The organism is Azospirillum sp. B506, assembly GCF_000333595.1.
Taxonomy (GTDB): Bacteria; Pseudomonadota; Alphaproteobacteria; order Azospirillales; family Azospirillaceae; genus Azospirillum.
In genome coordinates, this window is sequence record NZ_BADK01000727.1 from 14,239 (window position 1) to 27,971 (window position 13,733).

Genomic DNA, 13,733 nt, shown 5'->3' on the forward strand with positions numbered 1-13,733 from the left:
GTTGTTCTGAGGTGAGTGTGGCCGGGCGGAGGCCCGTAAGCGAGTAAAGCGTTGTAAAGGCCACCACCCCTTTACGCGCATCGGCGCCATGCCCCGATGCATCCGAAGGATGCTTGGCAATCAGCCCTAAGCTCCGCAATATTCCTTTGCAGGCAAGCGCCTCTGGGATCCCGACGGAAAAGACGGCTGGGCCCTTGCCTTTGATTCGATTGATGGAAGCGACCATGATGGTAAATCGACGGAAGGTGCTGGCTGCCGCTGCGGCGGGCACGTTCCTGGCCACGGTAAGGCCGCTGGGCGCACAGACCCAGGACACCCTGTCCGTCGTGCTGCCCAACCAGTTCATCCTCGCCTTCATCGATGTGCTGTTTACACAGGCGGCCGGCTATTTCGAACGGGAAGGGCTGCGGGTCGGTATCGAGGAAGGCCGCGGCTCCTCCATGGCTTTGCAGCAGGTCCTGGGCGGAAACGCAACGATTGCCCGCATCGGAGCGGTCGATCACATCCGGGCGAGCGGGCAGCCGGCAGGCCGCGATCTCGTCGCCATCGGCACGGTGCAGCAGACCTCTCCCTGGTTCGTGGTGAGCCTGCAGGACAGGCCGGTGACCGGGCCGCAGGACATGGCGAACCGGACCGTCGGCATCCAGTCGGTCGGCGGCACCACGGAAACGCTGCTCGACATCATGCTGGCGGGCCGCGGCGTCGATCGCACGGGCGTCCAGCGGGTGGTCGTGGGCAACTCGCCGGCCGGGGTCGATCTGATCCGCCAGGGCCGGATCGACGCCTATTTCGTGACTGCCGGCATTGCGGTCGCCTTGCGGAAGAGCGGCCAGCCCGTTCACCTGTGGAACACCGACACGGTCGCCCCGACGCCCGGCTTCTGCTACTCCGGCAAGCGTGACGTGATCGAGCGTCATCAGCCGTTGATCCAGCGCTACCTTCGCGCTGTCCGCACGGCGCTGCTCGACCTGATCGACGGCAAGGTCGCGATCGCCGATGCACTGAAGGCCATGGAGCGCTACGACATGGCCGAAGCCCGGAACCAGGATTTCGCCGCCGCCATCTACAAGGAGAACATTGCATTCCTGCTGGCGGACGGCCGGGAAAACCTGCTGCGCAACGTGCCGACGCGCTGGCAGAGCGCCTATGACCTCATGGTTTCCTGCGGGTTCGCACCGCAGAACCTGAAGCAGGAGGATCTTTACACCAACCGGTTCATCGACGCGCTGTGACCGGGATTGGCGGAGCGCGCAGCAATAGCGCCGTCAGTGGCAGCAGCGAGCGGCCGGCCCTGATCGCTTTGACGGGGGTCGGCAAGACCTTCGATGTCGGCGATGGAACGGCGCCGGCGCTCCTGCCCAGCAGCCTGTCGATCGCCGACGGCGAGTTCATCGTGTTCCTCGGGCCGTCGGGCTGCGGCAAGAGCACTCTGCTGCGCATGATCAGCGGATTGCTGGAGCCGAGCGTCGGGGCCATCGACATTGCCGGAAGCCCCTTGTGGTTCAGGGGACGCTGCCGGGCGGACCTGCGGTCCCGACTGGGGCTTGTTTTCCAGGACGCGTCCCTGTTTCCCTGGCTGACGGTTGAGGAGAATGTCCGGCTGCCGCTGGATCTGCGTGGGCGGATGCCGCGCGGAGGGCGGCTGTCCAGCGCACGGGCGATGCTGGCGCAGGTCGGTGCCGCCGACATCGGCACACGGATGCCCCACGAGATTTCCGGCGGGATGCGCCAGCGGGTGGCCATTGCGCGGGCGCTGTCCTACGATCCCGACGTGCTGCTGATGGACGAGCCCTTCGCGGCACTCGACGCGATCTCCCGCGAGTCCCTGAACCTGGAACTCCAGACGCTCTGGCTCACGACAGGCAAAACCATCGTCCTGGTGACGCATTCGATGGCGGAGGCGGTCTTTCTGGCCGACAGGATCGTGCTGTTCTCGCCGGGACCGGGGCGCATCGACAGCGTGATCGAGGTCGGTTTTCCAAGGCCGCGCACCCTCGATCTCACCTATTCGCCGGAGTTCCAGGGGATGGTGCGCGACCTGCACGAACGACTGGCCGGACTGATGGGGCAATCATGAAAAAGGTCCGGTTGCGCGATGCGGTCTGGCTGCCGTGGCTGGTCACGCCGTGCCTGTTGGCGGCCGGGCTGCTGGCCTGGCACGGAGCCGTCATCGCCTGGGGTGTCTCCCCCTTCATCCTGCCCGCCCCCAGGCCGGTGCTGGAGGAATGGATGGCACTGCTATCCAGCAGACGGGCCTGGAGCCATACCGCAATGACCTTCGCCGGCACCCTGGCCGGCTTTCTCCTGGCGACCGTCCTGGGTGTCGCCGCGGGCATCCTGCTCTCGCTGTGGCCGACGGTGGAGCGTCTGTCGAAGCCCTTCATCGTCGCCTTCCAGGTTCTTCCGAAGGTGGCGCTGATCCCGCTGTTCGTGGTGTGGATGGGGTTCGGTCTTGGCCCGAAGATCCTCACATCCGCAATCCTGCCCTTCTACCCGATCATGATGAACACGCTGCTCGGGATCCGGTCGGTGCCGGAGGGGTTGCGCGACGTGATGGCCTCCTTCGACGCCAGCCGTTTCCAGTTGCTCGGCCGCCTGGAGCTTCCCTATGCCCTGCCCTTCATCGTCACCGGCCTGGAGGTCGGAATCGTCCTGGCCCTCGTCGGCACCGTGGTGGCGGAGTTCATATCGGGAAGCAACGGGCTTGGATATCTGCTGGTCAGCCGGATCAATTCCTACGAAACGGCACAGATGTTCGCCATCGTCCTGCAGCTCTGCCTGCTGGGACTCGTGCTCTACGCCGGGGTGGCAGGGCTCCGTCGGCTGCTGGTGCCGCGCCGCGCGCCCTCCCGCTCCTGAACGGGAGGCGGTCGGGGTCCCGAAGAGATCGGGCCCCACCAACCACCGGAATGGATTCAGCGCCGCGGACCGCCTGCGTTGACGGCGTGGGACACGCCGAGCCGCTCGACCGCCTCGTCCGTGCTCCAGAGGGCATTGGCCAGCCAGCGGAAGTTGATCAGGGCCGCGAGATAGCCGTCACCTTCGGGCAGCTTGCTGGCGGCGGTGGCGTCGCGCACGACGGCAACCTCGAAACCATGCTCGACGAAATCGCGCAGATGCGATTCCACGCAGAAATTGGCGGCCATCCCCGCCAGAATGACCTGATCAACCTTCTTCTTGCGCAGCTGGAACAGCACGTCGTTGGTCTGCGGTCCGGCGATCTTGTGGGGCGAACAGACGATGGTCCGCCCGTCCTGGATCAGATCGTGGTATTCGGGCATCCAGTCGGCGCCCGACCCGGCGAACCCCTCAAGCGACAGCGGGTCGCGACGGTCGAACATATGCAGCTTGTGCATCAGCACCTCGCCGGGAGCCGCATGGTCCCAGTCATGGTCGTGCGGGTAATAATAGTGCGGCGAAATCACGACCGGAATGCCGGCGTCCTTCGCAGCGACGAGCAGCCGGCCGATGTTGCCGACGGTGCCATGCTCGGTGATGCTCTCGCCGAAGGCACCCCAGGCCGCACCTTGCGGGCTGAGGAAATCGATCTGCGGGTCGGTGATGACGAGCGCGGTCCTGGTAAGGTCGAGGACCATCTCACCCTTCGGCAGAGCGGGGGACACGGGGTCGGCATAGGCGGCCGGAATGCGGGTGGCCATGATGAATTCCTTCTTTGCAGGAAATGGTATGCAGGGGATCCCATGCCGGACGGGACTCCGGGGGAGGGAGCCCCGTCCGGCACGATCGGCCGGCGGCGCGGGGAGACGCCGCCGGTTCCGTTCCCGAAGACGAACGGATCGTCATGGTCGACGTCAGGAACCATGGTGGCCATGCTGCCCATCCAGGTCGGGATCGTCTTGGACAGGGCGACGCTGATTTGAATGCTGCACAGTTTCGATACCGACCGATCCACGGCGTCCGGCTTTCGTTCAATTCGACGGGGGCTTTTCACAAGATCGGCAGGCGTTCCATGGGAATAGTCGGACAAGCCAGGCGGAATGTCCGGCCCATTCTCACGGCGGCAGGGATCTGCGCCGTCCCCCAATGCCACCTTCCGCGTTTCACGATCGACGCCGATCCGGTCCTGTTGAATTGAGCCACCCGGGAGCAACCGACATGAAGGTTTCACACACTGCCGCCGACACCGACGTGGCGGTCGACGGACTGATGGTTTTTCCAAGCCCCCACAGCCCCGGCGAGACGGCTGAACGCATGGCGGCGGCGGTCTCCGGTCTCGGTATGACCGTGGTCGCCCGCATCGATCATGCCGCCGCCGCGTCCCGGTCCGGCCTCCAGCTGCGCCCGACCCTGGTGCTGGTCTTCGGCAATCCGGCTGCAGGCACGCCGCTGATGGAGGCTGTCCCTACCCTCGCCATCGATCTTCCCTTGAGAGCGTTGGTTTGGCGCTCCGACGACGGGCGCACATGGCTCGCCTGCAACGATCCGGCATGGATGGCCGACCGGCATGGCATTGCCGGCAGAAAGGACGGGATTGGGAAAATCCTGGAGAAAATGAGAGCCTCGCTTGCCGCGGCCGCGGCTGAGGCAACCGGCGCGGATCCGTCGGCCTGAACAGCCGAAGGCTTGCAGCGCGCATCTCCCGGCTCCCGCGCGGTTCAGCCGAACGGTTCCGCTCCCGACGCCGCACCGGGGCGTCCAATGCGGGTGGTTGCGATGGCAGGAATTCGCCTACCGGCCGACCGTTCGACAAGGCGCCGTCGAGGCGCGTGGAATCAGGGTGGGCGGCGCCACCCGCATCCGGTCATTGACCGACGTCGCCCCCCGGGACAGCAGGTCCAGAGCCTCCGCGGCGATTCTGTCGAAGGGAACGCGGACGGATGTCAGCGGCACGGACAGCCGGCTGACGATGGGAATGTCATTGTAGCCGACCAGAGAAACATCATCCGGAACCGACAGCCCAAGCTTGACCAGCGCTGACAACGCACCGATCGCCGTGTTGTCGTTCATGGCGAAAATCGCGGTCGGCGGCGTGGCGCCGCTCATCAGGCGGTCGGCGGCCTCGGCGCCGGAGTCGATCCCGAAGGTCGACTCGACGATCCAGTCAGGATCGACCGCGGCACCAGCCTCCATCATGGCCGACCGGTAACCGGCAAGCCGGCCGCGGCTGCTCGAAGCGTAACCGGGGCCTGCGATGATGCCGATGCGGCGATGCCCAAGATCGAGGAGATGCCGGGTGGCGAGGTAACCGCCAAGCTTGTCGTCTCCCACCGACGACATGCTGCGGCCATCGCTCCGCAAGGCCAGAACATAGGGAACGCCACGGGTTTCCAATTGGATGGGGAAGTCGTCGTCCTCCCGCGCCGTCGACAGCACCAGCCCGTCCACGCCGCGCTGCAGAAGGCTCTTGGCCGCCGCACGGTCCGCCTGCGGTTCGTCGTCGGTCGTTGCGACGATGGCGAAACGTCCGGTACGGGCGCAGGCATGGGCCAGAGCCTCGTAGAGCATCGCCATGACCGTGTCGGTCAGCCGCGGCACGATGACGCCGATCGTGTCGGTGTTCCCCCGGCGCAGGCTGGCCGCCGAGACGTCCCGCACATAGCCGAGTTCCGCCGCGACCTGCCGGACGCGTCGGGCGGTCTCGTTGTCGGACCGGGGCAGACGCTCGTCGAGGATCCGCGACACGGTCGACTTCGACACGCCCGACGCGGCGGCGACGTCATGCAGTGTCACACGGCTTTGCTTCTCTTGTGGCTCTTCGCGGGTGAACACAGCGCGTCCTTCATGAACCGTCAGGGGAGATGTCATGGAGATCAAGATAACGCTTGACTCGCAAATTGTTCAAGCCTAACGATGGGAACGTTCCCGGTAACGATCCAGAGGCAGTCGAACCGGTGTCGGCGCCGGGAATTCCCCAACCCAGACAACGATCCTTCTAGGGAAGGCAATGCAACCATGGCTATTGATTGGAAGGGGCTGAACCCCGCGCCCGTTACGCTGTTCAAGGACAACGGCGATGTCGATTTCGATGGCAACGCGCGCCTGGCGAAGTGGCTGGCGTCCATTCCCGGCGTGAAGAGCCTGGTCATCCTTGGCCATGCCGGCGAAGGGACCTTCCTCACGCATGACGAGCAGCTTGAGCTGATCCGCGTCTACAAGGACGCGACGCCGCTGCCGGTCGTCGCCGGCATCACCGGCGAAGGCACCAAGGTCGCCGAACTGGAGGCCAAGGAGAAGTTCGAGGCCGGCGCCACCGGCGCCCTGGTCTATCCGAACCACGGCTGGCTGCGCTTCGGCTACCAGAAGGGCGCTCCCGTGGACCGCTACAAGGCCGTGGCCCAGTCCGGCCTGGAGTGCATCCTGTTCCAGTATCCGGCCGTGACCAAGGCCAACTACGACCTCGACACCCAGCTTCAGATCGCCGCCGTGCCGGGCGTCACCGCCACCAAGAACGGCGTGCGCGACATGAAGCGCTGGTACGATGAAATTCCGGCGCTGAAGAATGCCTTCCCGGACCTCGCCATCATGTCGTGCCATGACGAATGGCTGCTGCCGACGATGTTCGACGTCGACGGCCTGCTGGTGGGCTACGGCAACATGGCACCGGAACTGCTGATCGAGTATCTCGCCGCCGGCAAGGCGCAGGACTATCCGCTTGCCCGCAAGTACCACGAGCAGCTGCTGCCGATCACCCGCGCGGTCTACCATCGCGGTTCGCACATGGAAGGCTCGGTCGCGCTGAAGCATGCCCTGCGTGCCCGCGGCCTCATCGACAACGTCAATGTCCGCGAGCCGCTGAAGCCGCTGGGGGACGGGGCCGACGAGGAAATCCGCGCCGCCGTGAAGGCGTCGGGCCTGACCGTGATCCAGAACGCCCTAGCCGCGTAAAGGCCGGGGCCACCCCCCACGGGTGGCCTCTCCTTCATCCTGTTACGCCCTTGGCGGCGATCCGGAAATCCAGGGATCGCCGCCGCGAAATCAATATTGGGCGGCCTCCGGCAGCCAAAGGCTTCCGGCAATAAAAAACAAAACAATCAGGCTTGAGAGGAAACGCCATGCTCATGCAGACATCCGAGGATGTCGCCACCACTGCCCGCAGCGCCACGGCCGGCATGTTCGATGGACAGGCCGACATCAGCGCCCGGCTTGAACGGCTTCCGATCACCCGCCGCGTGTTCTGGACCCGCAACATCATCGGCGCCGCCACCTTCTTCGACGGTTACACGGTCATCGCCATCGCCTATGCGATGCCGGTGCTGGTTCGCGAATGGGGACTGGGCCCGGAACAGACCGGCCTGATCCTGTCGATGGGCTATCTGGGCCAGTTGATCGGCGCCGTCTTCTTCGGCTGGCTCGCCGAACGGATCGGCCGGCTGAGCGTCCTCCTCTTCACCATCCTGCTGTTCGTCAGCATGGATGTCGCCTGTCTGTTCGCCTGGGGCGCGGCATCGATGATGGCACTCCGCTTCATCCAGGGCATCGGAACGGGTGGCGAGGTTCCGGTTGCCAGTGCCTACATCAACGAATACATCGGCTCGACGGGGCGCGGCCGCTTTTTCCTGCTCTACGAGGTGATGTTCCTGCTGGGCCTCGTCGGCGCTGGCCTCATCGCCCGGGCGCTGGTTCCTGTCTATGGCTGGCAGGCGATGTTCCTCGTCGGCATCATTCCCGGCATCGTCCTGATCCCGTTCCGCTTCTTCATGAGGGAATCGCCGCGCTGGCTGGCCTCCAAGGGCCGTTACGCGGAAGCCGACCGGATCGTCCGCCAGCTCGAAGCGAGCGCCATCGCCTCGGGCCACAGGCTGGAAACCCCGAAGACCGTCGCGACCCGTGCGAAGAGCGGCTCCAACTGGCGCGAGCTGTTCTCCGGCTTCTACCGCCGCCGCACCTTCACCATCTGGGCGATGTGGTTCTGTTCCTACCTCGTCGCCAACGGCATGATCACCTGGTTGCCGACCCTGTATCGGCAGACCTTCAACCTGCCGCTTGAAACCAGCCTGCTGTACGGGCTGCTGACCTCGGTCGCCGGCGTCGTCGCATCGGTCGCCTGCGCCCTGCTGATCGACAAGGTCGGGCGCAAGCGCTGGTACATGATCGCCTTCTTCGCCGCACCGCTCCCGCTTCTGGCTCTCGCCGTCCTCGGCGCCACATCGCCGCTCGAAGTGCTGATCCTCGCCGGGCTGGCCTACGCGATCCTGCAGACCATCACCTTCTCGCTCTACCTCTATTCCGCCGAACTCTATCCGACCCGCATGAGGGCACTCGGCACCGGGCTGGGCAGTGCCTGGCTGCGTCTCGGTTCCTCCACCGGTCCCATTCTGGTCGGCGTGCTGATGGGGTCGGCCGGCGTCCAGTATGTCTTCGCCACCTTCGCCGCCGTCTCCCTGGTCGGCGCGGTCATAACGACCCTCTTCGCGATCGAGACCAAGGGACGGGTTCTGGAAGAACTGTCGCCCTGAACCGGCGAGGGCGATCGAACGGGCCAAGCCCGCGGGCATCGACAGCGCGGGACAGGAGTTGACGGTGTCTCTCGGGGGCGCCCCTTCCACGCCCTGGATGGCGTGACGGTGCCGGATGAGGGCCTCCGATCGGTGCCGGTCAGCGCGCGACAAGCTCCTGCCACGCCTCGTAGGCGGCAAGCGCCGTCGCCATCTGCGCGGTGTGGCCCTGGATGAAGGCGTCGCCGTAGATGGTTTCGTCCGGATATTCGGTGATCAAGGTGACGGGAACCGTGCTGCGTTCGTCCAGCGACGACAGGCAGGGGAAGCCGTTGATGAGGCGGAAGCCGGTCTCGCCGGCATGGATTTCGTAGAGCGCGATCTGTTCGGCGTTGCGGGCAGCCAGTCCCGGAACCGTGGCAAGATGCGCCGTCACCCGGTCGAGCAGGCGCTCCGCCGCCGTCTCCCAACCCGCATGGTGGCGCATCACCAGGAAGAAGCCCTTGGGCAGGGTCCACATGGCGAAGTTGCGCGGCACATAGCCCGACAGCGGCCGGGTCCATTCATGCGAGGGGTAGCCGTGCAGGTTCAGGTGGAGACGGGCACCGCTCAGCCGTTCCGCCTCCAGCCGGATGGCCTTTTCGTTCAGATGGGGTCCGGCCTCCGCCGGGTTGCGGTATTCCAGATCGTCGCCGAGCGCGGTGTAGCGCGCCGCGTGGTGCATATGACGCGGGTTGTCGGCGCGCAGCCGCTGATGCAGGGCATAGCCGTCCGGGTTCTCCAGGGGCGACACGGTGAAATGCGCGCCTGGACGCTGCACCAGCCGGCTCGCCGCGCGCAGGGCGCCCACCACGCCGGTCGTCTCGTTCGCGTGCTGGCCGCCGCTGATCATCACCGCCGCGTCGCTGCCCCGCACATAGCGGGCGAGCACCCGGCGCCCGCTGCGCGTCCCCGCCTCGAACGGCTCGCCGCCGATCCGCTCCAATCCGGCACGGATCGCCGCATCCCCGATTGGAGCAGCGGCGCGGTCCAGCGAGGGGGCGTCCACGGGATCGTCGGCGGAGCTGCTGGCGCCACGCGACAGCGGGCGCAGGTCAACCCGCACCCGCACGGCACCATCGCTCAGCCCGATGTCCGGCGCGATCTGGCCGGGCTTCAGCCCGCGGTCGCCCAGCGGCCGGCCGGACTTGCGCTGGAACACCTCCAGCAGGGAGAAGTAGAGATCCTCGTGCAAGGCCTCGCGCAGGCTGACCACCTCGTCGGCGAAGCCCAGCGGCTCGTCCGCCGCCGGATAGCCGACGCGGATGCTCAGCTCCTCGAAATAAGGCTCCTCGCCGGTCCAGGGGTGGCCGGCAATGGCCGTCATGGTGGACTCGAACAGCCGCTCGTAATCGGTCTCCAGCCGTTCCCCCTCGCCATCGTCCCCCAAGCGCAGCCAGCCGGTCGGCGACACACTGGTCTCCCCCGCCATGTCGGTGTGGACGCGGTTGGGCGCGGCGACCCGCCGCTCCTCCCGCCGGCCGTCCTTGAAGGCCAGCGTCACGTCATACCTGAACGCATCGTCCGCCCGCGGGCGGAACGTCACCTCCGCCCCGTCCAGTAGGGCGGCCAGCGGATAGGCCTCCAGCAGGAAGCGGTTCGCCGGAGTCTGCGGGTGGACCGGATAGGCGACGGTCACGGACGCCAGATCCTGCCGCCCGACCTCCTCCAGAAAGAAATGCAGCAGGGGCTTGTAGGCGCTGCGAACACGCGCGGAGACGCCGCGCTCCGCGAGGCGCCGTTCGCAGGCCCGACGGCTCGGTGCGTCGTCGAAGGTCCAGGCCTCCACCGGGGCGGCCGGAGGGATGTTCTCCAGGCGGGCTTGCAGCAGGTCGAGCGTCCGCTCGAACGAGGCTTCGAACAGGACGGTCATCGTGACGTTCTCCCGGTGGGGTCGAGGCTGTCGCGCAGCCAGTCGCCGAGCAGGTTCAGGCCCAGCACGGTCAGAAGGATGGCAAGGCCGGGGAAGACGCTGACCCACCAGGCGACCTGGAGATAGGTGCGCCCCGACGCCAGCATGCCGCCCCAGCTGGGAATGGTCGGATCGATGCCGAGTCCGAGGAAGGTCAGGCTGCTTTCCAGCAGGATGTTGTTGGCGACGTTCAGCGTCAGCAGCACGATCACCGGGCCGATCAGGTTCGGCAGCAGGTGCTGGACGATGATCCGCCAGTCCTTCACCCCGATGGCGCGGGCGGATTGGATGAACTCCCGCTCGCGCAAGGCCAGGACGGAGCCGCGGACGAGGCGGGCATACTGCACCCACTGCGACAGGATCAGCAGGAGGATGGTGTTGGTCAGGCTGCCGCCGACGATGGCGATGAAGGTGATCGCCAGCAGGATGAAGGGCAGCGCCAGCTGCACGTCGGCGAAGCGCATCACCACCATGTCGCAGATGCCGCGGTAATAGCCGGAGATCAGCCCCATCAGCACGCCGATCACCACCGCCCCGGCGACCGAGATGAAGCCGACCAGCAGCGAGATCTTGCCCCCCGCCACCACGCGCGCCAGCACGTCGCGCCCCAGGGGGTCGGTGCCCAGTGGGTGCACCGCGGTCCGGAAGGGCGGGGCCAGACGGGCCATCAGGTCCATCCTGTCCGCCCCCCCGGGGAACAGCTGGTCGGAGAACAGCACGGCCAGGCAGATGACCAGGGTCAGCGATGCGCCGAGCAGGAATTCCAGGTTGCGGAAGCGCGGGGAACGCAGGAAGGAAAGCGCAGCGGCCATGGCGGTCACGAAGTCCGGATGCGCGGATCGACCAGCCCGTAGGCGATGTCGACCAGCAGGTTGACGCCGACGATCAGCAGCGACAGGACGGTGATGACGCCCTGGAGCACCGGGTAGTCGCGCGCCGCCACCGCATCGAAGGCCAGCGTGCCGAGCCCCGGCCAGTTGAAGACGCGCTCCACCACGACAATGCCGCCCAGCAGACCGCCGAACTGCAGGCCGAAATAGGTGATCAGCGGGATGGCGCAGTTGCGCAGCGCATGCTTGTAAAGAACCTTGCCCTCGCTCAACCCCTTGGCGCGCGCCACCATGACATACTGCGACTGCAGGGTCTCCAGCATGGCGCTGCGCACCAGCCGAACGTTGGTCGCGGTCAGGATGACGCCCATGGTGACCGCCGGCAGGATAAAGTTCGACGGCCCCTCCATGCCGCTCGGCGGCAGCCAGCCCAAGGTGATGGCGAACAGCAGCACCAGCATCGTTGCCAGCCAGAAGTTGGGCACCGACAGCCCGACCAGCGACAGGATGCGGATCGCCTGATCGGCCACCCCGCCCCGCGAGGTCGCCGCCCGGATGCCGAGCGGGATGGACAGGGCGATGGAAACCGCCATCGACACCACCGCCAGCAGCAGCGTGGCCGGCAGCGCGTCGGCGATCAGCCGGGACACTGGCGTGCCGCCGAGGAAACTGTTGCCGAAGTCGAACCGCAGCAGCCCGGTCAGGAAGCCGCCATACTGGACGAGGAAGGGCCGGTTGACCCCCAGCGCCTCGCGGATGCGCTCCAGATCCTGTTCGGTGATGCTGCCCGCCCCTTGCGTGAGCATGAGGGCCGGATCACCCGTCAGGCGGATCGCGACGGAGACGACCAGCGTCACCACCACCATGACGAAGACCGCCTGGATCAGGCGCTTGAGAAGGAAACCGGCCAAGACGTGCCACCTTGGAAAAAACGGGCCTGACAAAATGGAGCGCAACCAAATCCGCCGCCGCCGCTCCCCGGAAGGGAAGGGCGGCGCCGGATGCGCGGTCAGTCCACGGTCACTTCGGTCAGCTTCGGACGGTTGTCCGAAGCCGGCGGGAAGTTCTTAACCCGCTTGGCGATGCCGTAGATGGCGTTGGAGTTGTAGAGCGGCATCTCCAGCGCCTTGTCCGCGACGGTATGGGCGATCTGCTTCAGGATGCGCTCGCGCTCCGCCGCGTCGGTGATGGCGCGCTGCGATTCCAGCAGCTTGTCCAGATCGGCGTCCTGCTCGTACGGATTCCACTTTTCGCCGGAATGGTACATGGCGTAGGCGGTGTTGTCGTAGTCGAAGGTCCAGCCGCCCCATTTCTGCTGGAACATCGCGCCGGTCTTGCCCTGCGGGATGATGTCGTTCAGCAGCACGTTGGTCTCGTACGGCTTGATCGTCGCGACGACGCCGACGGCACCCAGATAGGCGGCGACGGCCTGCGCCACCTCGTTCATCGTGGCGTCGTTGCCGCGGATGTCGATCTGCACCGTGGCGCCCGGCTTCACGCCGGCCTGGGCCAGCAGGGCCTGAGCGCCCTTCGGATCGTAGGGCAGCGGCTTCAGCGCCGGGTCGTAGCCGAAGGACAGCTCGCCCTGGAAGCTGGCGATCTCCGAGGCCTGGCCGGCCAGGATCGACTTGACGATGGCGGCGCGGTCCACCGCCATGGTCAGCGCCTTGCGCACCCGCGGATCGGCGGTGATGCCGCTCTTGGTGTTGAAACGCAGGGCATCCACCGTCGGACCCGGCACGCTCAGCAGCGTCAGCTTCGGATCGGCCTGGATCACCGGGACCATGCCGATGGGAATGGTCGGCGGCAGCACGACGTCGACGCGGCCGGCCTGAAGCTCGGCGACGGCGGTCGCCGGCTCGGTGATGAAGCGGTACTCGACCTCCGACAGCTTCGGCGCGCCGCCCCAGTAGTCGGGGTTGGCCTCCAGCTTGATGCCGGTCTTGGGAGCGTAGGAGACGAACTTGAACGGCCCGGTGCCGACCGGGTTGACGTTGAAGAAGGCGTCGCCCTTCTCCTTGATATAGTTCGGCGGCACGATCATCGCGCCATAGCCGGCCAGCTTGGTCAGCAGGACCGGGTCGGGCGCCTTGAGCTTGAGATCGACGGTGGTGTCGTCGATGACCTCGACGCTGTCGATGGCGGTGTAGTTGGAGCGCTGCGGCCCCTTCGCCCCTTCCTCGCCCAGCAGCCGGTCGAAGGTGAACTTCACGGCGGCGGCGTTGAACGGCTCGCCGTTGTGGAAGGTCACGCCGCTGCGCAGCTTGAAGCGGATGCGCTTGCCGCCGTCCATCTCGGTCCAGGATTCGGCCAGCCCGGGCACCAGCTTGCGGTCCGGGCCGCGGTAGGTCAGCCCGTCGAAGATGTTGGTGCCGACCGAGGCCCAGTTGACCAGGAAGGTGTCGATCGGGTCCCAGCTTCCGGGATCCTGCGGCGACGAGATCGTCAGCTTCCCGGCGGCATCCGCGGGCGTCGCCGCGAACGCCGCTCCGGCCAACAGCGCCGCCATGAGCGCGGTTTTGATCCCCTTCACACCCAATGCCATGACACCTGTTC

Annotated in this window: 12 protein-coding genes; 6 read left to right on the plus strand and 6 right to left on the minus strand. The window is 66.5% G+C overall.

All coding sequences use genetic code 11. The features are described 5' to 3' along the window. Positions 1-113: 113 nt before the first annotated feature. From I71_RS21845 to I71_RS21855, 3 genes are read left to right on the plus strand one after another with little or no spacing between them, the layout of a single operon-like run. Complete coding sequence (locus I71_RS21845) at positions 114-1,232, plus strand: ABC transporter substrate-binding protein (protein ID WP_148294322.1); 1,119 nt, start codon at positions 114-116, stop codon at positions 1,230-1,232. After that, a complete protein-coding gene (locus I71_RS21850) occupies positions 1,229-2,077 on the plus strand; it encodes an ABC transporter ATP-binding protein (protein ID WP_199902228.1) in 849 nt (282 codons plus the stop codon). Before I71_RS21845 ends, I71_RS21850 begins: the two co-directional genes overlap by 4 nt. Next, positions 2,074-2,859, plus strand: a complete 786-nt coding sequence (locus I71_RS21855; protein WP_042698122.1) for an ABC transporter permease — start codon at positions 2,074-2,076, stop codon at positions 2,857-2,859. Before I71_RS21850 ends, I71_RS21855 begins: the two co-directional genes overlap by 4 nt. A gap of 56 nt (positions 2,860-2,915) precedes the next feature. On the opposite strand, the gene I71_RS21860 is transcribed toward I71_RS21855, so the two are convergent. Further along, positions 2,916-3,659 carry a cysteine hydrolase gene (locus tag I71_RS21860; RefSeq protein WP_042698125.1) on the minus strand — a complete coding sequence of 248 codons (744 nt, stop codon included), beginning with the start codon at positions 3,657-3,659 and terminating at the stop codon, positions 2,916-2,918. A gap of 580 nt (positions 3,660-4,239) precedes the next feature. Between I71_RS21860 and I71_RS21870 the strand changes: the two genes are divergently transcribed. Further along, positions 4,240-4,572: a DUF302 domain-containing protein gene (locus I71_RS21870; RefSeq protein WP_211098417.1), complete on the plus strand. Its 333-nt coding sequence runs from the start codon at positions 4,240-4,242 to the stop codon at positions 4,570-4,572. 117 nt (positions 4,573-4,689) lie between these two features. Here the strand turns inward: I71_RS21870 and I71_RS21875 are convergent, their stop codons facing one another. Then, entirely contained in the window at positions 4,690-5,691 is a 1,002-nt protein-coding gene (locus I71_RS21875; RefSeq protein WP_244433978.1) for a LacI family DNA-binding transcriptional regulator, read from the minus strand. A 222-nt stretch (positions 5,692-5,913) separates the two neighbouring features. Between I71_RS21875 and I71_RS21880 the strand changes: the two genes are divergently transcribed. Together I71_RS21880 and I71_RS21885 are read left to right on the plus strand one after the other, a co-directional pair. Further along, positions 5,914-6,846, plus strand: a complete 933-nt coding sequence (locus I71_RS21880) for a dihydrodipicolinate synthase family protein (protein WP_042698137.1) — start codon at positions 5,914-5,916, stop codon at positions 6,844-6,846. Positions 6,847-7,013: 167 nt separating this feature from the next. Then, complete coding sequence (locus tag I71_RS21885; protein ID WP_083897310.1) at positions 7,014-8,417, plus strand: MFS transporter; 1,404 nt, start codon at positions 7,014-7,016, stop codon at positions 8,415-8,417. 139 nt (positions 8,418-8,556) lie between these two features. On the opposite strand, the gene I71_RS21890 is transcribed toward I71_RS21885, so the two are convergent. The 4 genes from I71_RS21890 to I71_RS21905 all read right to left on the minus strand — a co-directional run bounded on the left by I71_RS21890 (position 8,557) and on the right by I71_RS21905 (position 13,722). Beyond that, entirely contained in the window at positions 8,557-10,308 is a 1,752-nt protein-coding gene (locus I71_RS21890) for a M14 family metallopeptidase (protein WP_042698139.1), read from the minus strand. Further along, entirely contained in the window at positions 10,305-11,159 is an 855-nt protein-coding gene (locus I71_RS21895; RefSeq protein ID WP_042698195.1) for an ABC transporter permease, read from the minus strand. The genes I71_RS21890 and I71_RS21895 overlap by 4 nt, the downstream gene beginning before the upstream one ends. 5 nt (positions 11,160-11,164) lie before the next feature. Continuing rightward, a complete protein-coding gene (locus tag I71_RS21900; protein WP_042698142.1) occupies positions 11,165-12,088 on the minus strand; it encodes an ABC transporter permease in 924 nt (307 codons plus the stop codon). Between the two features lie 98 nt (positions 12,089-12,186). Next, positions 12,187-13,722 carry an ABC transporter substrate-binding protein gene (locus tag I71_RS21905; protein ID WP_042698145.1) on the minus strand — a complete coding sequence of 512 codons (1,536 nt, stop codon included), beginning with the start codon at positions 13,720-13,722 and terminating at the stop codon, positions 12,187-12,189. Positions 13,723-13,733 lie beyond the last annotated feature (11 nt).